15 protein-coding genes are annotated in these 22854 nt (G+C 42.0%); 13 read left to right on the top strand and 2 right to left on the bottom strand.

Annotation, left to right across the window (positions count from 1 at the left end; genetic code table 11):
• Position 1 precedes the first annotated feature (1 nt).
• The 8 genes from A2G56_RS04015 (at position 2) to A2G56_RS03985 (ending at position 6454) form a co-directional block, all read left to right on the top strand.
• A complete protein-coding gene (locus A2G56_RS04015) occupies positions 2–400 on the top strand; it encodes an acetyl-CoA carboxylase biotin carboxyl carrier protein subunit (protein ID WP_062709382.1) in 399 nt (132 codons plus the stop codon).
• Between the two features lie 29 nt (positions 401–429).
• Positions 430–1551 carry a sodium ion-translocating decarboxylase subunit beta gene (locus A2G56_RS04010; RefSeq protein ID WP_062709379.1) on the top strand — a complete coding sequence of 374 codons (1122 nt, stop codon included), beginning with the start codon at positions 430–432 and terminating at the stop codon, positions 1549–1551.
• 21 nt (positions 1552–1572) lie between these two features.
• Complete coding sequence (locus tag A2G56_RS11040; RefSeq protein ID WP_418080407.1) at positions 1573–1704, top strand: OadG-related small transporter subunit; 132 nt, start codon at positions 1573–1575, stop codon at positions 1702–1704.
• A 20-nt stretch (positions 1705–1724) separates the two neighbouring features.
• Positions 1725–2033: a citrate lyase acyl carrier protein gene (gene citD, locus A2G56_RS04005; protein WP_062709377.1), complete on the top strand. Its 309-nt coding sequence runs from the start codon at positions 1725–1727 to the stop codon at positions 2031–2033.
• A complete protein-coding gene (gene citE, locus A2G56_RS04000; protein ID WP_062709375.1) occupies positions 2021–2908 on the top strand; it encodes a citrate (pro-3S)-lyase subunit beta in 888 nt (295 codons plus the stop codon). Before citD ends, citE begins: the two co-directional genes overlap by 13 nt.
• 1 nt (position 2909) lies before the next feature.
• The gene (gene citF, locus A2G56_RS03995; protein ID WP_062709373.1) at positions 2910–4445 is read left to right on the top strand and encodes a citrate lyase subunit alpha; all 1536 of its coding nucleotides are present in this window, start codon (positions 2910–2912) and stop codon (positions 4443–4445) included.
• Complete coding sequence (gene citX / locus A2G56_RS03990) at positions 4438–4989, top strand: citrate lyase holo-[acyl-carrier protein] synthase (protein ID WP_062709371.1); 552 nt, start codon at positions 4438–4440, stop codon at positions 4987–4989. The genes citF and citX overlap by 8 nt, the downstream gene beginning before the upstream one ends.
• A gap of 76 nt (positions 4990–5065) precedes the next feature.
• Complete coding sequence (locus A2G56_RS03985) at positions 5066–6454, top strand: oxaloacetate decarboxylase subunit alpha (RefSeq protein ID WP_062709368.1); 1389 nt, start codon at positions 5066–5068, stop codon at positions 6452–6454.
• Between the two features lie 43 nt (positions 6455–6497).
• Here the strand turns inward: A2G56_RS03985 and A2G56_RS03980 are convergent, their stop codons facing one another.
• On the bottom strand, positions 6498–7061 hold the full coding sequence (locus A2G56_RS03980) for a TetR/AcrR family transcriptional regulator (protein WP_062709365.1): 564 nt from the start codon (positions 7059–7061) through the stop codon (positions 6498–6500).
• A gap of 131 nt (positions 7062–7192) precedes the next feature.
• Here A2G56_RS03980 and A2G56_RS03975 point away from each other — a divergent pair, with 131 nt between their 5' ends.
• From A2G56_RS03975 to A2G56_RS03965, 3 genes are all read left to right on the top strand, one after another.
• Positions 7193–7894: an ABC transporter ATP-binding protein gene (locus tag A2G56_RS03975; protein ID WP_062709362.1), complete on the top strand. Its 702-nt coding sequence runs from the start codon at positions 7193–7195 to the stop codon at positions 7892–7894.
• 9 nt (positions 7895–7903) lie between these two features.
• Positions 7904–10627, top strand: a complete 2724-nt coding sequence (locus A2G56_RS03970) for an ABC transporter permease (RefSeq protein WP_062709358.1) — start codon at positions 7904–7906, stop codon at positions 10625–10627.
• Between the two features lie 143 nt (positions 10628–10770).
• The gene (locus tag A2G56_RS03965; RefSeq protein WP_062709354.1) at positions 10771–13509 is read left to right on the top strand and encodes a cation-translocating P-type ATPase; all 2739 of its coding nucleotides are present in this window, start codon (positions 10771–10773) and stop codon (positions 13507–13509) included.
• A 638-nt stretch (positions 13510–14147) separates the two neighbouring features.
• On the opposite strand, the gene ypfJ is transcribed toward A2G56_RS03965, so the two are convergent.
• Positions 14148–15059, bottom strand: a complete 912-nt coding sequence (gene ypfJ, locus A2G56_RS03960) for a KPN_02809 family neutral zinc metallopeptidase (RefSeq protein ID WP_062709351.1) — start codon at positions 15057–15059, stop codon at positions 14148–14150.
• 261 nt (positions 15060–15320) lie between these two features.
• Here ypfJ and rexB point away from each other — a divergent pair, with 261 nt between their 5' ends.
• Positions 15321–18692, top strand: a complete 3372-nt coding sequence (gene rexB, locus A2G56_RS03955) for an ATP-dependent nuclease subunit B (protein WP_062709348.1) — start codon at positions 15321–15323, stop codon at positions 18690–18692.
• Complete coding sequence (addA, locus tag A2G56_RS03950) at positions 18685–22764, top strand: helicase-exonuclease AddAB subunit AddA (RefSeq protein WP_062709345.1); 4080 nt, start codon at positions 18685–18687, stop codon at positions 22762–22764. The genes rexB and addA overlap by 8 nt, the downstream gene beginning before the upstream one ends.
• The last annotated feature ends 90 nt before the right edge of the window (positions 22765–22854 follow it).

Genomic DNA, 22854 nt, shown 5'->3' with positions numbered 1-22854 from the left:
AATGTTACGCAAATTCAAAATTTCTGTGGATGGAAAAGAATACCTTGTTGAGATGGAAGAAATTGGTGCTACACCGGCACCTGCAACAGTCCCTTCCGCACCCGAACAACCAGCAGCGCCACAAGCTCCAGTTGTAGAAGCCCCAGTAGCGTCGGCACCCGCAGAAAGCTCTTCTGCGCCAGCTGGAGCAGATGCCTTAGCAGCCCCAATGCCAGGAACCATCCTTAACATTTTGGTAAAGGTGGGAGATACCGTTTCTGAAAATCAACCTCTCATGATTCTTGAAGCGATGAAGATGGAAAATGAAATTGTGGCATCATCTGCAGGAACTGTTTCAGCGATTCATGTGACAGCAGGGCAAACAGTTAATCCAGGTGATGGCTTGATCACGATTGGTTAATCGCACGTATAAAGAAAGGAATTGACCTAATGGAAACATTAATTGCTGGCATTACGTCTATTACGATTCCGCAGCTGGTCATGATGCTAATCGGAGCCATCTTGATGTATTTAGGAATTAAAAAAGAATATGAGCCGACCCTGTTGGTCCCTATGGGACTTGGAACGATCTTGGTTAACTTCCCAGGAACTGGAGTCCTAACTCAGGTTGTTAATGGTGTAGAACAAGAGGGGGTTTTCGATGTTCTCTTCAATATCGGTATCGGAACTGAGCTTTTCCCACTTCTTATCTTTATCGGTATCGGAGCCATGATTGATTTTGGACCTCTCTTGCAGAATCCATTCATGTTGCTCTTTGGGGCAGCGGCTCAGTTTGGTATTTTCTTTGTTGTTGTTGTGGCTGTTTTAGCTGGATTTGACATCAAAGAAGCAGCTTCTATTGGTATTATCGGTGCGGCAGATGGACCGACTTCCATCTTTGTTGCCAACCAATTGGCACCAAAACTTCTAGGACCAATCACAGTTGCAGCATACTCTTACATGGCTTTGGTGCCCATTATCCAACCATTTGCGATCAAATTAGTGACGACTAAAAAAGAACGCCAAATTCGCATGACTTATAAAGCAGAGAGCGTTTCTAAGATGACGAAAATTCTCTTTCCAATTGTGATTACCATTGTGGCAGGACTTATCGCTCCGATTTCCCTACCTTTGGTTGGTTTCTTGATGTTTGGTAATCTTCTTCGTGAGTGTGGGGTTCTGGATCGGTTGTCCCAAACAGCTCAAAATGAACTGGTTAATATCGTTTCTATCTTACTGGGTTTGACCATTTCAGTGAAGATGCAAGCGGACTTGTTCTTGAACGTGCAAACACTTTTAATCATCGTCTTTGGTTTGGTTGCTTTCATTATGGACTCTATCGGTGGCGTTGTCTTTGCTAAGATTTTGAATATTTTCCGTAAAGAAAAAATCAATCCAATGATTGGTGCGGCAGGTATCTCGGCCTTTCCGATGTCAAGTCGTGTTATCCAAAAAATGGCAACTGATGAAGACCCGCAAAACTTTATTTTGATGTACGCTGTTGGTGCCAATGTATCAGGTCAAATCGCTTCAGTTATTGCTGGTGGTTTGCTCCTTGCCTTCTTCAGCTAAGAGATAGAAAAAGAGGACATTATGATAAATATGGATCATTTAATCCAGGCTTTTGAACTCATGGGTCTGGGTATGCTTGGAATCTTTGTTGTTTTGGGAATCCTTTATATTTCAGCAGAAGTGTTGATCAAACTTTTCCCAGCAGATAAATAAGTATTTTATAGAGGTGAATCATGGAAATTAAGCAAACAGCAGTTGCTGGTTCATTAGAATCAAGCGACATTATGTTAACCCTATCTCCAAGTGAGCTTGATGGATTTTCAATTTCACTGGATAGTAGCGTTGAAAAACAGTTTGGCACACAGATTCGTCGTGTCATTGAAGACACTCTAACAAGTCTTGGGGTCAGGTCTGCCAAGGTTGAAGCGGTGGATAAGGGTGCTCTGGATTGCACTATTCAAGCTCGTACCATTGCAGCAGCACATCGCGCAGCAGGTCTTGACACTTATAATTGGAAGGAGATTGACTCATGGAACGTTTAAGAAGAACAATGATGTTTGTCCCTGGTGCCAATGCTGGAATGCTTCGTGACGCACCTTTGTACGGAGCGGATTCGATTATGTTTGATTTAGAGGACTCCGTATCCTTAAAAGAAAAAGACACGTCACGCGTTTTGGTTCATTTTGCACTTAAAACCTTTGATTATAGTAATGTTGAAACAGTCGTTCGTGTCAATGGCTTAGATACTTGTGGTGCTTTGGACATTGAAGCCGTAGTGACAGCTGGTGTCGATGTTATCCGTTTGCCAAAAACGGAAACGGCACAAGATATTATTGATGTGGAAGCTGAAATCGAACGTGTTGAGCGGGAGTATGGTATCGAAGTAGGGCGTACGCGCATGATGGCAGCTATTGAATCTGCTGAAGGGGTTCTCAATGCTCGTGAGATTGCAAAAGCCTCTGATCGTCTTATTGGGATTGCCCTTGGTGCAGAGGATTATGTGACCAATATGAAAACCCGTCGTTATCCTGATGGTCAAGAGCTCTTTTTTGCTCGCAGTATGATTCTGCATGCGGCTCGCGCAGCTGGCATTGCAGCGATAGATACGGTCTACTCTGATGTTAATAATACTGAAGGTTTCCAAGATGAGGTCCGCTTGATTAAACAACTTGGTTTTGATGGCAAGTCTGTTATCAACCCGCGTCAGATTCCTTTGGCAAATGAGATTTACACGCCAACTGAAAAAGAAATCGAGAATGCTAAGCAAGTCAAATGGGCAATCCGTGAAGCCGAAAGCAAGGGTTCAGGTGTTATTGCGCTCAATGGTAAGATGATTGACAAACCAATCGTAGAACGTGCAGAGCGTGTGATAATGCTAGCGAAAGCAGCAGGAGTTTTGACTGAGGAGGATATTTAAGATGGTGACAAACACACTTGGCCGAGACATTCCTCAAGAATACGCTGATCAATACGGTGTTTTTGAAGGAGAATTGGCACATATTAAAGACTATCAAGAGTCAAGTCGTAAGATCAAACCAGTAAAACCGGGAGATCATAAATTACTTAGCTCAATCCGTGAAGCCATTCAAAAAACTGGCTTGAAGGATGGCATGACCATCTCATTTCATCACCATTTTCGTGAAGGCGATTATGTCATGAACATGGTTTTGGACGAGATTGCAAAAGCAGGGATAAAAAACTTATCTATTGCGCCAAGTTCCATTGCCAATGTCCACGAACCTTTGATCCAACACATCAAAAATGGTGTTGTGACCAACATCACGTCATCAGGGTTACGTGATAAGGTTGGAGCAGCCATTTCAGAAGGGATCATGGAAAACCCTGTGGTCATCCGTTCTCACGGTGGCCGTGCACGGGCTATTGCTTCCGGCGATGTTCACATTGATGTAGCCTTTCTTGGGGCACCATCGTCAGATGCTTATGGAAATGCCAATGGAACAAAAGGCAAAGCAACCTGCGGTTCTCTTGGTTATGCCATGATTGATGCTAAGTATGCGGATCAGGTGGTTATCATTACCGACACTTTGGTCCCTTATCCTAATACACCAATTTCAATTCCTCAAACAGATGTTGATTACGTGGTTGAAGTTGATGCTATCGGTGACCCAAATGGTATTGCCAAAGGGGCTACGCGTTTCACTAAAAATCCTAAAGAACTCCTAATTGCAGAATACGCAGCTAAAGTGATTACCAACTCACCTTACTTTAAAGAAGGCTTTTCATTCCAGACAGGAACTGGAGGTGCTTCACTTGCCGTTAGCCGTTTTATCCGAGAAGCCATGATTGACAAAGCGATTAAAGCCAGCTTTGCACTTGGGGGCATTACCAATGCGATGGTAGAACTTTTAGAAGAAGGCTTGGTTGATAAAATCATTGACGTTCAAGACTTTGATCACCCATCAGCCTTATCGCTTGACCGTAATGCTGGCAAACACTTGGAAATCGATGCCAATATGTACGCTTCGCCACTCAGCAAGGGCTCTGTGATTAACCAACTAGATACCTGCATCTTGTCTGCTCTTGAAGTGGATACAGACTTCAATGTCAATGTCATGACTGGTTCTGATGGGGTTATTCGTGGCGCTTCTGGTGGGCACTGTGATACCGCTTTTGCGGCTAAGATGAGTCTTGTCATTTCACCTCTTATTCGTGGACGGATTCCTACCTTTGTGGATAAGGTCAATACAGTCATCACACCTGGTACTAGTGTTGATGTTGTCGTAACAGAAGTTGGTATCGCGATTAACCCAAATCGTCCTGACTTGATAGAGCATTTCAAAGATTTGAAAGTGCCTCAATTTACCATTGAAGAACTGAAAGAAAAAGCTTACGCGGTTGTTGGCAATCCTGAACCAATCCAATATGGTGATAAGGTGGTTGCTCTCATTGAATACCGCGATGGCAGTTTGATTGACGTGGTAAAAAATGTCTAAAATGACTGTTTTCGATGGACCAAGCATTAGCTTAGAAGATATGCTAGCAGCACGAGAAGCGCGTCGTTTTAGACAACTCGCTCTAATGGAGAAGTTCCCACAAGCTAGTCTACTCTGTGCCACCATGAATATCCCAGGTCCTGTAAAGACATCAGAAAAGCTAGGGCAAGCCTTTGATAGTATGATTGATTTGATTAAAAAGCAATTATCTCATGAGATTATCTTTGACAAAAAAATAACCCCAAAAACAGGCTGGGAATATTACATGATGTCAAGTTTACCACCTCTTGACCTCAAAAAAGTGTTAATGACCATTGAGGAAGCTAGTGATTTAGGACGATTAATGGATTTGGATGTTTTACAGACAGTCGAATCTGGGGGCTTAAATTCAATCAGTCGAACGGAATTAAACAAAGCCCCTCGTCAGTGTTTGATATGTTCTGAAATAGCCAAAGAATGTGGGCGTTCCAGAAAACACAGTATCGTCCAAATGCAAGAAGTCATTAGTACAATCATTGATCAGGCATTAGCTGATAATCATTAGACACGAAAGCTTGTGAGACTAATCAAGATAAACGCTAGTTGAACGAGTCACGATTTAGGAAATAATGGAGAATAAGATGACAAAAATTCGTATTACCGAAACGGTTTTACGGGATGGTCAGCAAAGTCAAATCGCAACGCGTATGACCACTGAAGAGATGTTACCTGTCCTTGAGCAATTAGATCAAGCTGGCTACTATGCACTTGAAATGTGGGGAGGAGCAACCTTTGATGCTTGCTTACGTTACCTTGACGAAGATCCTTGGGAAAGGTTACGGACCATTCGTAAAGTCGTTAAAAATACAAAATTACAAATGCTTCTTCGAGGGCAAAACTTATTGGGTTATCGAAACTATGCTGATGATGTAGTAACTCGTTTCATTCAAAAATCTGTTGAAAACGGAATTGATATCATCCGTATCTTTGATGCCTTGAATGACCCTCGTAATTTACAAACGGCAGTGCGTGCCACAAAGGAAGCTGGTGGACACGCGCAAGTTGCTATTTCATATACAACCAGTCCTGTTCACACTGTGGATTATTTTGTGGATTTGACGAAACGTTATGCTGAGATTGGTGCAGATTCTATCTGTATTAAGGATATGGCTGGGGTTTTAACGCCCCAAACAGGTTATAACTTGGTGAAGCGTATCAAAGAAGCTGTTGATTTGCCTTTGGAAGTGCACACTCATGCGACAAGCGGAATTGCAGAAATGACCTATCTTAAGGTAGCTGAAGCCGGTGCTGATGTGATTGACACGGCAGTTTCATCTTTTGCTGGTGGAACGAGTCAGCCTGCTACCGAATCAATGGTTGTGGCTCTTGAAGAGTTAGGATTTGACACAGGTATTGACCTTAAGAAAGTGGAAGAAGTGGCTGAGCATTTCAACAAGGTTCGTGACCACTATCGTTCAGAAGGTATTCTCAATCCGAAAGTGAAGGATGTTGAACCCAAAACCTTGATTTACCAAGTGCCTGGAGGAATGCTCTCCAACCTCCTTAGTCAGTTGAAGGATCAAGGTTTAGAAGACAAGTATGACCAAGTGCTCGCGGAAGTTCCTCGCGTGCGGGCAGATCTCGGCTATCCACCTTTGGTGACGCCTTTGTCACAAATGGTTGGTACGCAATCGCTCATGAATGTCATTTCTGGGGAACGCTATAAGGTCATTCCAAATGAAATCAAGGACTATGTGCGTGGGCTATATGGACAGTCTCCAGCTCCCTTAGCTGATGGCATTAAAGAGCTCATCATTGGCGATGAAGAAGTGATAAGGATTCGTCCAGCTGATCTTCTGGAACCACAGTTGCCAACTCTTCGTGAGGAGATTGCCGACTATGCTAAGAGTGAGGAAGACGTATTGAGCTACGCCTCCTTCCCTCAACAAGCACGTGATTTCCTCGGACGTCGTGAAGATCCCTTCTATGATGTTCCTGTCCAAACAGTCACCGTCAGCATTGATATCTGATAAGACTAACTAATCAATGGTTAACCAAAAAATGAACCGTTATCTAGCGGTTCATTTTTGGTGAGATCTCGTTAATTCTTAAAACTTTGGAGATGATGTCAGTCATCTCTGCCGGACTTTCTTTGCCGCCTGTGGCGACCCAATAGGAAATAAGGCTTTCGATACTGGCCAAATAGACTTGAATCGCATATTCATAAGGGACACCGTAATGGTTGGCAATAGCTGTTTTGGATTGGGGAAATTCTAAGAGAAAATCGAGCACAAAGTTCTTGATTGTTTCTGAGAAGTTGATAGAAGAGATGGTTGACATAGCTTCTATGTACTCAAAATTGTCTTGCACATAAGAAAAAGTGTTGATTAAGATAGTATTGATATCCGTTTCAATGTCGCCTTTGTTTAGGATGGTGTAGAGGTTAGACAGTATTTCTTCTTTAAATTGGCTCATCATGTCATACTTGTCTTTATAATGAAGGTAAAAGGTACCACGATTGATCCCTGCTTTTCGCGTGATGTCTGAAATGCTAATATCCTCAAACCGTTTTTCTTTGAGCAGGATGATTAGGGCTGTTTTAATATAGTATTTGGTTTCGGTTTGTCGTTTGGTCATGGTCTACTATCCCTTTTTTAAATCGACACTTTGTTGATTTTTGTTCTTGAAGATTTATTGCTGACATTATATAATATCAGCAAGATTAAATCAACATGTTGATGATTTAAGCAAACGATTGAGAGGTTAACATGTCTTATATTCAAATGAAAAACTCCTATAAACGTTATCAGACAGGGAGTACTGAAATTGTTGCCAATCGCGATGTGTCTTTTGATATTGACAAGGGAGAGTTGGTCATCATCCTTGGAGCATCGGGTGCTGGTAAGTCCACTGTTTTAAATATTTTGGGCGGTATGGATACCAATGATGAGGGGCATGTGATCATTGATGGTAAGGATATTTCTGGTTATTCGGACAAGGAGTTGACTGCTTATCGTCGCAATGACGTTGGTTTTGTTTTTCAATTTTATAATTTGGTTCCTAACTTGACGGCTAAAGAAAATGTAGAGCTAGCTTCAGAGATAGTTCCAGATGCTCTGGATGTTGAAAAGACTTTGGCTGACGTGGGACTTGCTAATCGCATGGATAATTTTCCAGCTCAGTTATCTGGAGGTGAGCAGCAGCGCGTGTCCATTGCGCGTGCTCTTGCCAAAAACCCAAAACTTTTGCTCTGCGATGAGCCAACTGGAGCCCTGGATTATAATACAGGAAAACAGGTCTTAAAAATCCTCCAAAACATGTCGCGTGAAAAAGGGGCAACCGTAGTTATCGTGACGCACAATGCAGCCTTGGCTCCGATCGCAGATAAGGTCATTCGCATGCATGATGCCAGTGTTACCAGTGTTGACGTTAATGAAAACCCGCAAGACATTGCGACCTTAGAGTACTAGGAGGAAGCCATGTCTAAGAAAACCTACTGGAAAGACATCTGGAAATCGCTAGGCTCTTCAAAGGGACGCTTTTTATCCATTATGCTTTTGATGATGTTAGGGGCATTTGCTTATGTTGGTCTTAAAGTCACAACACCTGATATGCAACGTTCAGCGACCAAATACCTCAATCGTCAAAATACCATGGATTTGACGGTGATTGCCAGCATGGGCTTGGGGAAAGAAGATCAAAAAGAGCTTCAAAATCTCAAGCAGGCTGATGTAGACTTTGCTTATATGAGCGATGTCACTATTAAAGACACCAATGATGCTCTTAGACTCTTATCAAGGCCGGATAAGATTTCTAAGATGACCCTAGTTAAGGGGAAGTTACCTAGCAATGCTCAGGAAATTGCTCTAGCTTCCAGTCTTAAAAAAAGCTATCAGATTGGCGACACGATTAGTGTCACCCAATCAGATGATGGTCTTCTCAAGCAGACAGGCTTTAAGGTGACTGGCTTTGTCAATTCACCGGAAATTTGGTCGACAACAAACCTCGGTACTTCAACCGCAGGAGATGGAAATTTAGCTGCCTATGGTGTTGTCTTAGCTGACGCCTTTGATAGCGACTATCCCCTTCTTGCTCGTATCCGTTATCATGATTTGAAACCATTGAATCCTTTTGGGAAAGCTTACCAAAAGAAGCTAAGAGTCAAGCAAGATGCTTTAGACAAACTGTTAGCGGACAATCCGCAAAGTCATTTAGCTGAAATCAAAAAAGAACCACAAGCTGAGATTGAAGCCAACAAGCTCAATCTAGCTGATGCAAGTCAAAGAATCACTGACAGTGAGAAAAAATTAGCTGATGCCAAGAGAAGCTTATCTGATCAAGAAAAAATGGTAGCGGCTTTACCACAAGGACAAGCGAGAGCCGCTCAGTTGCAACTAAGAGAAGCTCAAAAAGAAATCGCTCAGCAAGAAAAAAACGTGACAGCTGCGAAAAAGACTTTAGAAAAAAACGAAAAGGACCTGGCTAAAGCGCAGGAAGACTTGGATACTTTGGAAATGCCAAGTTACACTGCCTACACCCGTGAAACGCTGCCCGGAGGCAATGGTTATATGGTCTATGCATCAGGCTCAGACAGCGTAGCACAAATCGGGAACATTTTTCCTGTTGTTCTTTATTTGGTAGCAGCACTGGTGACCTTCACGACCATGACACGTTTCGTTGATGAAGAACGCAATAATTCGGCCATTTTTAAAGCACTGGGCTACAGTAATGCTGATGTCATTCGCAAGTTTGTTATCTATGGTCTTATCGCCAGTTTGACTGGAACCACTTTGGGTGTCTTGGCGGGGCATTATATCCTGCCTCGGGTGATTGCTGATATCATGACGAAAGACACAACCATCAGCGCTATTCATTATGACTTTTTCTGGAGTTATACTGGCATCGCTATTGGTCTTGCTTTGTTATCTGCTGTCTTACCAGCCTACCTCATCGCCCGCCGTGAGCTCAGTGAAAAAGCTGCCCAGCTACTCTTGCCTAAACCACCGGTCAAGGGGTCTGAAATCCTATTAGAGCGTTTGTCTTGGCTTTGGCAAAAACTATCTTTCACTCAAAAAGTGACGGCGAGAAATATCTTCCGCTATAAGCAACGGATGTTTATGACGATTTTTGGCGTAGCAGGGTCTGTCGCCCTCTTATTTGCAGGACTTGGTATCCAATCCTCTCTGTCCAAGGTCGTTGAGAACCAGTTTGGTCGGCTGACGCCTTATGATATGCTAGTTATAGAAGCATCTGGTGCTAAGAAAGAGGAAAAAGATAAACTAAGGGAAGCCTTATCAAGTGGTGAGGTTGACAAACAAATGACGATCAGCTATGCCTCGCTGATGGTAGAGGCTCCCAAGATGACTCAACACCAATCCGTGTCACTATTGATGTCTGATCAAAAAGACTTTGGCTCTTTTGTGAATCTCTACGATGCTAAAAGTGGCCAAAAACGTGAGTTAGCAAAAGACGGTGTTCTGATTTCAGAAAAATTAGCCAAAGCTTATCAAGCCAAAGAAGGTCAAACGATTCGTCTGAAAGATGATAAGGGGCAACACTATCAGGTTAAGGTTTCAGGGATTATCGAGATGAATGCTGGTCATTATCTGCTGATGACAAATACTGTTTTTGATCAAACGTTTAGAGATGTGGAGGCGTCAGAAGCTCATTTGGTTAATTTAAAAGACAACTCCAGTCAGACTTTGCAAGATCAAGCGACAGCTCTATTAAGCTTAGGGGCTGTTTCAGGCTTGAGTCAAAATTCTGCCATGGTTGATACGGTTGAAGCGGTAGTGGCTTCCTTGAATGGCGCTATGACCATTTTGATCATCGTAGCTGTTCTTTTGGCTGTGGTCATTCTTTACAATCTGACCAATATTAATGTAGCAGAGCGTATTCGTGAGTTGTCAACGATCAAAGTTCTTGGCTTTTTCAATAAGGAAGTGACCATGTATATCTATCGTGAGACGATCATCCTTTCTCTTATCGGTATTGGGGTTGGGCTCTTCTCAGGGATTTACCTTCACAAGGTCATTATGAACATGATTGGGAGCAATGATATCCTCTTTGGTAGCCAAGTTGCTTGGACGGTCTATGCCATTCCGATTGCTGTTGTGCTTATTATTTTGATACTGCTAGGTTGGCTGGTCAATCATATCCTTAAAACGATTGATATGCTAGAAGCCTTAAAATCTGTTGATTAAGAAATGATGTCATCAAAGCCCATGTTTAGCGATACATCAAAGTAACCACACTATAAAATTATAGTGTGGTTTTCTCTTTTGTCTGAGCCGATAATGTGCTATAATTAAATAGTTAGAAAATTTAAAAAAGAAAGAAGGCGTATATGGCGAAAAATGATCAAAAAGAATTGAATACTTTACTTCAAACCTATGATGTTGACCTCAAAAGTGGGTTAACACAAGAACAAGTCAGGAGTCAGCGAGAAAAATATGGGGAAAATATTTTAGAGGAAAATGATGGCAAATCAGCCCTAGAAATCCTAATTGAGAAGTTGAACAATATTATTGTCTACCTACTAGGCTTTGCCATGATCTTATCAGCTGTAATGGGCGAATGGATCGAAGCTGGAGCTGTTTTGTTAGCCTTGCTAATTTCGGTATTGACAGGATTTTTTGTAGAATTGAAAGCACAAAAATCGGTCAATGCCTTGCAAAATATGGTTAATACGCACGTAAGTGTTTTACGTGATGGTAGCGAAATTGAAATAGAGTCATCAGAGCTAGTCCCTGGAGATGTGCTAGTTCTTCATACAGGTGATGCTATCGCTGCTGACGGACGTTTGGTGAGCTCAAACAATTTAGCAGTCATTGAATCGGCTTTGACAGGTGAATCTGAAGCTGTGGATAAGGATGCCGATGCCATCTTAGATCAAGATGTACCTGTTGGTGATCGCATCAATATGATTTTTTCAGGGACGTCAGTGACAAGGGGACAAGGGTTGGCTCTTGTGACGGATACTGGTATGAATACAGAGGTTGGTAAAATTTCGGATATGATGTCTGGTCATCAAAGCTCTGAAACCCCACTAGATAGGGAAATCGCTAAACTTGGTAAATCACTGATTTTCCTCGCCATTTTTGCAGCAATCTTGGTGGTGGTAGTTGGTCTCATTAACGGTCAGAAATTAACGGATATCTTGCCTATTGCGATTATTTTGGCTGTCGCGGCTATTCCAGAGGCTATGCCAGCCGTCCAGACAATTACCTTGGCCAACGGAATGAAAACCATGGCCTCTCATCAAGCCTTGGTCAAAACCTTATCAGCAGTAGAGACCTTAGGGTCGACATCAGTGATTGCTAGTGATAAAACAGGCACCTTAACCGAAAACCAAATGATGGTGGCCGTCATTAGTACGCCTACAGGTGATTATCAGGTGTCAGGTTCGGGTTATCAACCTGAAGGTGAAATTACTAAAGGTGGTGATCAGTATGCGGTTGACATCGATCAGACATTTGTGACTTCTTATGATCAAAAGGATGCTTCTGAAGAGAGTCAATTGAAAGCCATACTTTTAAATGCCTTTTTGTCCAGTAATGCACGTTTGGAAGTATCAGATGACGCTAGTGATGACTACAAGATCAAGGGAGATCCAACGGATGGTGCTCTGAAAGTCCTTGGCTACAAAGGGAACTTGACCCCAGACAAGATAGAGCAATATGGTTTAAAAAAACTGAATGAAATACCCTTTGACTCGAAACATAAATACATGGCAGTCAGCTATCAGTGGCCAAATAATCGAGTGCAGTTTATCTTAAAAGGTGCTCCTGACGTTCTCTTGTCGATGGTGGAAGAAAAGGCTGATAAGAAACAGTTTTGGCAAGACAAGATAGAACAGATTGCTGAAAAAGGGATGCGATCCTTGGCATTAGCTAGTACCTTTGTTTCAGCAGAAGATAGCTCTTTGATGACGGAAGACCTACCCCAATGGCTATCTGACCATTGTCAAGAGTTGGAGATAGAGAGTTTATTTGGTATTGTAGATCCTCCTCGAAAGGATGTCGCAGAGTCCATTCAACAGACACAGCAAGCTGGTATTAACATTAAAATGATCACTGGAGATCATCCCAAGACCGCTTCAATGATTGCGAAAGAAATTGGTATTAAGAATTGGGATCACACCATGACTGGCGCTGAGATTGACCAAGAGCATGATCAAGCTGGCTTTATTGACCGCGTTCATGACACTGCCGTATTTGCCCGTGTCTCTCCGGAAAATAAATGGCAATTGGTGACTGCTTTACAGGAACACGGCGACATCGTTGCTATGACAGGTGATGGTGTCAATGATGCTCCCGCTTTAAATGGCTCAGATATTGGAGTTGCTATGGGAATTCGTGGGACAGAGGTAGCAAAAGAGGCTTCTGATATGATTTTAACCGATGATCGCTTCTCGACCATTGTGGAAGCTGTTAGGGAAGGGCGTATCATCTTTGAAAATATCAAAAAATACGTATCATTCCTATTTGCCTGTAATATGGTAGAGATCAGTGCTATTTTATTTACCATTATGTTTCTCTTACCAATGCCCATTCAGCCCTTACATATTTTATGGTTAAATCTATTAATTGATGTTGGCCCAGCTATTGCATTAGCCTATGAAGCGGCAGAAGAAGATATTATGAAGAGGCCACCTAGAGATCGTCAAAATGGACTGGTGACTACTAACTTTTTATCAAGGATTATTCTTAGTGGTATCATTATCGGTCTAGCAGCATTTGGTCTCTTTTATTACCTGCATATTGTCTCTCAACAAGCACTAGTCTATGCTCAAACAGCAACCTTTACCTTTATGACAGTGGCTCAGCTAGGGCATATTTTCAATGTTAGACGTCAAAATGGCTTTGGGCTAGATAGATCCCTGTTGACCAATAAACGATTAGTTCTAGCTTTAATTTTTAGTCTTCTGATGCAAATGATGGCTGTTTATCTACCATTCTTTAACAATGTTTTAGGAACCATTCCATTAAGAGTTGATACCGTGTTACTGTTAAGCCTTGTTAGCGTGGGTGTTACTGCTTTCATCTATCTGATAAATCACCTTATTCAAAAGATTATTCGTTAACGAGGTAAAATGCGTTAGTTTTCAGACAAGGAACTAAGATGCGGATAATACCTGTGTAGGACAAGCGAGAGCGACCATGTCTCAATCTTCATTTAAAAGCTCATAACTAAAAACTCGATCCTTCTTAGCTTAAGGGTCGAGTTTCTGGTTTATACTCATCTGAATTCAAAAATAGCGGTTGCCCAGTCTGTCTCTGTGTCCAATCACTTTTAGTTGGAAAGGAGTGAGTTTTTTGTCATAGCAGTATGACACCGCTATTTCTGAATTTTGCTAAGGATTAGCCAACGTGGAGCTGTTTTAAAAGACGATTGCGTAAGCTCTGTGCTTGCATAAGAACCTTATCCAGTGGCAAGTTAACTAAGTTCAGTAATATGAAACAAGAGAAGAAACATAATGCCGCAAGAAAAGCATTACAATGAAGTAATGCTTTTCGGAGTTATTTGACGACAATTTAGTGAATATGCCCTACTAATAAAGCATCAAGGCTAGATTGTGTTTGATTCCTATTGCCATAGTAAGTCTTTTAAGCGACTTGATAATAACAAATCAGTAAGCCGTTTATAGTATCTCGTTGCGGGCTGATTCTGTCCTTATGAATCATCGAGAAACAAAGAGGATCCCTTTAACTGGCGTCAAGCTTATAAATCTCCGTAAGAACCTTGGAAAGTATTGCCATGACGGATATCCCCATATTGATAACCTTTGTCAAACCAGCGCTGACGTTGTTCAGAAGTTCCGTGTGTGAAACTATCTGGAACTGTTCGACCATAGGCTTCTTGCTGAAGCGTGTCATCACCAACAGCATGAGCCGCTTGCATGGCTTCTTGAACATCCCCTTTTTCTAGCAGGCCTTCATCCTTGACATAGCTAGCCCATGCCCCAGCATAATAGTCTGCCTGTAACTCCAAACGGACGTTGAGCTGATTGGCTTCAGCTTTTGATTTGCCTTGACGTGCTTTATTGTAGTCAGTCATAGTGCCCAACTCGTTCTGCACATGATGTCCCACTTCGTGAGCAATGACATAGGCTAAAGCAAAGTCCCCTTTAGCTCCATAACGATTGGAGAGTTCATCGTAGAAACTTAAATCTAAATAAACTTTTTCATCAGCAGGACAGTAGAAGGGGCCAGATGAAGCTTGGCCAACACCACAAGCGGTAGTTGTTTGACCAGAATAAAAGACTAGTTCTGGTTCGGAGTAATCTCCAAGACCTTCTTTTTTAAACTGCTTATTCCAATAATCTTCTGTTGAGCCGAGAACTTTACTAACAAATTCAGCATCCGCATCGCTGACGTTAGTATTTTTTTTCTGAGAGATTTGATTTGATTGATAAGATTGGCTAGTACCGCCTGTAAAAATACCGGATAAGGCACCTCCCCCACCAAACATGATAAGGATGATAATCATGAACAGTTTCATTTTCCACGATCCTCTTGAAAAGAGGATAGAAAGAAGAGCCCCGCTTCCCATTCCACCGCGTGAAGTACCGTATGATTGCTGACCGCGGCGATCATCAATATTACTACTTTTTCTAAGATCATCTATTTTCATTATAGTATCCTCTAAACTTATCTGATAACTTAATTGTACCAAAAGTCCTCTGAAATAGCTTTCGTTATCAATGGAAATCGTTAAATTTGTTATAATAAGAAGATAGTTTGAAGCCCCAGTTGTGATCAAAGGGCTTAGTATCTGATAACTTAAACTCGCTCTGACAGCTATATGGCAAAGACAACGTCTACCTAACCATAGGCGATTTTGTTAGCTTTTTCATGCTGTTTAGAGCTCAGGATCTTATTGTTAGGTGTCTCCATGAAGTTATATTATACCAATCCTACCAATTCTCTAACGGATTTATTAACACAAAAAGCAGAAGATTTTCTTCAGCAAGGTAAGCGTGTTTTTTACATAGCCCCAAACTCCTTATCTTTTGAGAAAGAACGTCGAGTGCTGGATTACTTGCCGAGCCATGCTAGTTTTCAAATGATTGTGACACGTTTTGGTCAGCTACCCAATTATTTTATGCTGCCCAAGAAAAAGGAAACTGCTAATTTGGATGATGCAGGCTTGAGCATGCTTCTTTATCGTGTCTTGAATCAGCTTTCCGATCAATCACTACCTGTTTTTGGTCGTTTGAAAAAAGATCCTGGCTTTATTAATCAAGTTCTCGACTTATACAAAGAATTAGCCAAAAGTCAGCTGACTCTAGCTGACTTTGATGTCCTTATAGCTGAAACGGATCCTTTGGACAAAATAGCAGAGCTCAAAACGATTTTGCGCCACTTTATGGAAGCCATCCATTTGGAACACTTGAGTGGTGAGAGTAAGTTGCAATTTTTCATGCGGGTTCTTAGTGAGGGCAAGTTGGATCACCAATTGCAAGATACGGTTATTGTTATCGATGGTTTTACCCGTTTTTCAGAAGAGGAAGAGCGGCTGGTTGAACTTCTTAATCAAAAAGCAGAGCAGGTGCTAATTGGCGCCTATGCTACCAAGAAAGCTTACAATGCTCAGTTATTATCGGGCAATATCTATGAAGCCAGTGTGTCTTTTTTACGAGCGCTAGCTAGCCAACATGGTGTTCAGGCTGAAGAGTTATTGGCGGACAGCAAGGAAACCACTTTCGCAAAAGTTTCAAAAGCCTTCGAAGCGAGTTATGAGGTCACATCTCAAGAAGAAGTGGCTGTTGAGTGGACTGATGTTGACCGAGTCTCTCTGCAACTTTGGGAAGCTACCAATCAAAAAGTTGAAATCGAAGCAGTTGCAAAAGATATTCGCCGCAAAATCCGTGAAGAAGGGGCAGACTACAAAGATTTTACACTGCTTTTAGGGGATGAACACTCTTATAAGTTACCTGTTGAACGCCTGTTCAATCAATTTGAAATCCCCTTTTATTGGGGACGGGCTGAGTCAATGGTTAATCATCCGCTTTCTGCCTTTATGATGAGCCTTGAGCGAGTCTTACGCTATTATTTCCAAAGAGAGGATGTCATCAATCTGTTAAAAACAGGTCTCTATGGCCAATATCAGGATAGGGATTTGGACGTTTTTGAACAATACTGTCAATTCGCAGATATCAATGGTAGACAATTTCATAAACCATTCAAGCATAATATCAGTCGAACTCGAGCAGATGAAAATGGGGAACAAACAGACCTTAACAAGTATGATTTAGAAGCGCTCAACCATATGCGACAATCCCTAATAGAACCCTTGATGAGTTTACAGGTACAAGGCGATATTGATTTTCTATTACAGGAACTGATGACCTTCTTTGAAAACTGCCGCTTAGCGCAGAATATGGAAGCCTTAACTGTCAATGCTAACCAAGAAGCAATTGAAAAACATGAGCAAGTGTGGAAGGTCTTTACGGATTTATTGGAACAGGCAAAACTTGCTTTTGCAAAAGAATCGCTCAGCATGCAGGAATTGATAACCCTTTTAGCCAATGGGATGGCATCAACGGATTACCGTACGGTTCCTGCTACGGTTAATGTGGTTAATGTGCGTTCTTATGACTTAATAGAGCCACATTCAGCTCCTTATGTCTATGCTATTGGACTTGGGCAATCATCGTTTCCTAAGGTATCCCAAAATAACAGCCTGTTAACAGATGAAGAACGTCAACAGCTTAATGAGACGACAAGCACTCAAGGACGACTTGATATCATCACAGGAGATAATCTCAAGAAAAATCATTTTGTAGCTATCTCCCTCTTAAACGCTGCCGATAAAGGCTTGGTCTTGTCTTACCCACAGCTTATGGGCGAAGGACAAGAACTCATGTCGCCCTATATGGCCACCCTAACTAATGACTTAGGATTTCCCCTAACGGCCAAACAAAAAAATCTAGGACAGATTGCTCCAGACGATTTGGGTTCTTACAAGGAGGTTTTGGCGTGCTTAATCAGCCTTAATCGCTCTCAATTTTTAGATAAATTGAGTCAGGAGGAAGTGACTTATTGGAATGTCTTAGGTCGTGTGATTCGTAAGGAATTGTCTGAAAAAGGCATTTCGATTGGTCACATTTCAAAGGAGTTGACAACCAAACCCCTATCGAAGGAGGTCTTAGAAGTACTCTTTCCAACCAATCAGGCCTTGCACTTATCGGCTTCATCACTGACGCGTTTTTACAATAACCAGTATCTTTATTTTGTTGAGAAAATCCTTGGTCTTCGTGAGCAGGATTCTATTCATCCAGATGCCAGAAGTCATGGGAATTTTTTACACAAAGTTTTTGAGCGTGCGCTTTCTAACCAAGAGACCTTGAGTTTTAAAGACAAGCTGGATAAGGCTTTGGAGGAAACTAAGCAAGATAAGGCGTTTCAGGCACTCTATGAGGAAAATCAAGAAAGTCTTTATTCCCGCGAAATCTTGGAGACAATCGCTAAGGCTACTGGAAGTTTGTTTGAAGACATGAATGACATTCAAGTTAGTCGTCAAGAAGCAGCCTTTAAGCTTCTTTTAGCAGGTGAACCTGAGTCTTCATTGAGTCATCCCATAGAAGTATCTGGTTTTATCGATCGTGTGGATAAGTTGCAATCAGGTTCAACAGACTTGGCTTATGGTGTTATTGATTACAAGTCCAGTCAACAACGCTTCCAACTGGAGAAATTCTACAATGGTCTTAGTCCTCAATTGATCACCTATCTTCTAGCTTTGAAAGAAGGTAAGAACAAAAAAGGGACGCCTCTCTTTGATGAACTCGATTACTTTGGCGCCATGTATTTGCAGATGCAAGAACCCAGCCTAGCCCTCAAAGACATTAGTGAATTTGGAAAAATCCCTCAAAAACTCAAGGACGATTTGCGTTACGACGGTCTTTTCCGAGAAGAATTTCTGACTTATTTACCTGAAGACGATTATAAATTCAGTCGTAATAAGCAAGCTGTTGTCTATAATGAACAGGAACTGGACGACTTATTGCGTTTTTTGAAAGCCCAATACCAAGAAGCGGCCGAGACCATTTTGAAGGGGCATTTTGCCATCAATCCTTACAGTCAAGATGGGAAATCAGTTGCTGGTGAGCAATTGACAGCTTTGACTGGATTTGAGGCTGATTTGCACTTAGGGCAGGCTCGTTTCCTGGAAACAATTAAGGCTAGTCCAGGACAAAAGCGCCGCTTATTATTAGACAAAATACACGACAAAAATCAAGCAGAGAAGGGAGGTAGTCATGTTTAAACCCTATTTAAGTGAGACAGAGATCAATCAAGTGATTGAGCTTGAAAATCAGTTGCCAGCTGGGCAGCAACGCCGCACGCCAGAGCAAATTCAAGCTATCTACACCCATGGTCAGAACATGCTGGTTTCTGCTTCCGCGGGTTCTGGTAAGACCTTTGTTATGGTTGAGAGAATCATTGATATGATTGAACGTGGCGTGGGCGTGGACCAGCTCTTTATTTCAACGTTTACAGTAAAGGCAGCGACTGAACTCAAAGAGCGTTTGGAGAAAAAATTAAACCTAGCTCTTGGACGTGCCGAAGATTCTAAGAGTCAGGCTCATCTGTCCCTGCAATTGGCTAATGTTCAGACGGCAGATATCGGTACTATGGATGCTTTTACACAGAAGCTGGTGACGCGCTATGGTTATTTGGTCGGTATTTCCCCAAATTTCAGTATTTTGCAAGACGAGACAGAACAAGCCCTCTTAAAAGATAGGGTCTTTAGCGATCTTTTTGAACGTTATCGTTTAGATAAGGATAAGGCTGCTCATTTTAATGAGTTAGTTCGAAATTTTACCGGTCGGGCTAAGACCAATCGTGCCTTTCGGGATGTGGTTTACCAGCTATATCACTTTATGCAGGCAACGGATGATCCTGAAAGCTGGTTGAAAGAGCATTTTATCGATCAATCTGCTTACACGGCAAAATCCTATTATCCAGATCGAGCGCTGGAAAAACTTCAAGGGGAGCTTGAACAGGCTCGACTTTACTATCAGTCACAGCATAAACAGGTGCTTCAAGCGATAACCCAAAAAGAATTAGGGCAAGTGAGTGACTTGGTGTCAGCTATGGCTTTTAGGACTTCGGTTTTTGGAAAAAAAGGGGACTTTCTAGAACTAGCTGAATTAATGACGCGCTATGCTAATATTGATGTAGAACAAGCCAAAGCGAGTTTAGCTGAATTAGAAGCTGCTAAGGCTAACTTTTTAGCCCTTTGTCGGCGTCCAGCTACGACAACTAAAACAGGTAAGTTAGATAAAGTATCCACACAAGTCCAAAAACTAGCTAATCAAGAAAATCATTTTATTCACTTAATCGAGCAAAGAGAATTAGCGAGATTTGTGGACGAATTGGATAAGATTGGGATTGCCAGCACTCACTTGAAAAAATACCAGCTTGAACCTGTTATCAACCGGTATCGCTTTTCTGATTTGACGAGAGACGATGTTAGAGCAAGTGATTTGGACATTATGACGCGGCAATTTGATAGCCTGTTCTACCAAATTGATGAGACACTCTCTGCCATGGTAGAGCAACTGGTAGCCATCACGGAAGATGACTTTGAAACAAGCTATTTCCTAATGGAAGAAAGGCTCCATCAGCAGTTTGATGTTTGGTTTACCAAGAAAGAGTGGGACAGCCGATTTCCAAAATTGACAGAGTACCATCAACTCTACGCGATGATTGCAGTGATTTATGAAGAGCAGCCCAAGGCTATTCCATTGTTGAAACTGTTACAAGGGTTTTTGAGCGATTTTTCAAACCGCTATTTAGCACTGAAAATCAGTGAATCTCGTTTAGAGTTCTCAGATGTTGCCCACGCAGCCATTCGCATTTTGTCAGAGAATGAAAAGCTAAGACAAGGTTTTCAAGAGCATTACGCTGAGGTCATGGTCGATGAGTATCAGGACAACAGCCCTATTCAGGAACGGCTTCTGGACTTGCTTTCCAATGGCAAAAATCGCTTTATGGTGGGAGATGTCAAACAGTCCATCTACCGTTTCCGCCAGGCCGATCCGACTATTTTTACTGGGAAATTCAACCTCTTCAACAGTCATCCGCAGGCAGGAAAATTGATCGTATTGAAAGAGAATTTCCGCAGTCATAAGGAAGTTGTGGATAGTGTTAACGTTGTCTTTAGTCATCTCATGGACCAAGAATTAGGAGATATTGTTTACGATCAGTCACAAGAGCTAGTCGCTGGCAATCCTGAAAAACAAGTGGCGACCCCAGATTACAAAACGACCTTTTTACTCTATGATGACCAGCAAGAAGACCATTTAGACAGAGAAGATGATGAAGTCAAGGACCATCAGGAAGTCTCCCAAGGTCAAGTTGATTTGGTTATCGATGAAATCAAACGTTTGCAAGAAAAGAGTCAAGGGCCATTTGATTTCTCAAGCATTGCACTCTTAGTACCTTCTCGGACTCGAAACGTAGCCATTTTAAAACGTTTTTCAGAAGCAGGTATCCCCTTGGTGGCGGATGATGGAGTCATGAATTACCTCAAATCAACTGAGGTCATGATCATGCTTGAAACCCTACGAACGGTTAACAACCCTTTAAATGATTATGCCTTGGTTTCCTTGATGAAATCTCCCATGTTTTCTTTTGATGAAGATGATTTGGCGCGTATTGCCGTTCAAGATCAGAGACAGACATTGATGAACTTTTACGACAAAGTCCTTTTAGCCAATCGTCAAAAAGGGCACCATCAGGACTTAATCACGAATCAATTGGCGCAAAAAATCACTCAATTCTTAGACTATTTGGTTTCTTGGAGGCAATTTGCCAAGACCCATTTGATACACGAATTGATTTGGAAAATCTATAATGATCGTTTTTACCTAGACTATGTGGGGGCTCTGCCAAATGGTTTGCAACGTCAGACCAATCTCTATAGTCTAGCTTTAAGAGCGCATCAATACGAGCAGTCAGGATTTCGTGGATTGAATCGTTTTGTGACGATGATTGACCACATTTTGGAGCAAGAGCATGACTTGGCTGATGTAGCTGTTGCGCTTCCTAAAAATGCTGTTCGTCTGATGACTATTCATAAAAGTAAGGGCTTGGAGTTTGACTATGTTTTTGTGCTCAACATGGATCAGTCCTTTAACCTGAAAGAGACGTCTCACGCCAAGGTAATTGCCCAAAAGAAAACAGGTGTGGGAATGATCTATCAGGCGGACTTATCAGATGATGAGCGGTTGAACCATAAATCCAGTCTTCCCATCAAGGTCACTCTTGAAACCTTGCCTTTTAAAACCAATAAAGAAGCAGTGCTCAGGGCCAGCCTGTCTGAACGGATGCGTTTACTCTATGTCGCCATGACTCGTGCGGTCAAGAAACTCTATCTGGTTGGGACTGCCCATGAAAAAGATGGCAATCAAACAGACGATGCAGTCGAGGCTATTTTACCGTTAGGGCGTCGCGAAAAGATACGTTCTTTCCAAGACTGGCTATTAGCTTTAGCAGAAACCTATCCTAATAGCTTCTCCCAAGCGATTGACCTGGTTTATTCTTCTGGAAGTACTCAGCACATTGATAAAGCTATTTCCCATGATGTGATGGATTTAGCAGATAATCGACAATCTGACGATATTGTGAAAGCTCTAGATAATTTAAAACAAGTTCAGTCCTATAATGCTCTACATCAAGCGAGCATTGAGTTGCCAAGTTTAAGAACGCCAAGTCAGTTGAAAAAGGCCAAATTACTGGAACAAGAGAAAGCTGACATTGCTCTCATCAGCCGAGTACAAGAGGAAAAAGCTCCTGTAACCTTCACATTACCAAGTTTTTCAGATAAAAAGACCTTGACCCCAGCAGCAGTTGGGACAGCGCTGCATGACCTGATGCAACGCTTGGATTTGCAAAGAGACCTTAGCCAAGAGAGCATAAAACAGACCTTGCAGGAGATGACCGATCAGCCAGAACTTATAGAAGCCCTGCCGCTTGATAAAATAGAAGCCTTTTTTAAAACGGATCTTGGCCAGCAGATTTTAGCTAATCAGGATAAGCTTCACCGCGAAGCACCCTTTGCTATGTTAACCGATGACCTAGCCAGTGGGGAATCCTTTGTGATTCGTGGGATTATTGACGGCTATCTCTTGTTTGAAGATCGAATCATTCTTTTTGACTACAAAACGGATAGATACAAAGATTCCTCGCAGATGATAGCCCGTTATCAGGACCAGATGGCCTTGTATGCCAAATCCCTCAGACAGGCCTATGCTATCAACCGGATTGACGCCATCTTAATCTTGTTTGGTGGCGATAAGCTAGAGCTAGTTTCAGTGCCGCAAAACGATTAACCACTGCTTAAACCAATTTTGATCAGCCTATTTAACATTGCTTCAATGGTTAACTTGGTTTTGCCTAGTTTATGTGAGAAGGCGCTAAAA

Origin of the sequence: Streptococcus halotolerans (genome assembly GCF_001598035.1) — a bacterium.
Classification (GTDB): domain Bacteria; phylum Bacillota; class Bacilli; order Lactobacillales; family Streptococcaceae; genus Streptococcus; species Streptococcus halotolerans.
This window is presented reverse-complemented; position numbering and strand designations above follow the sequence as displayed.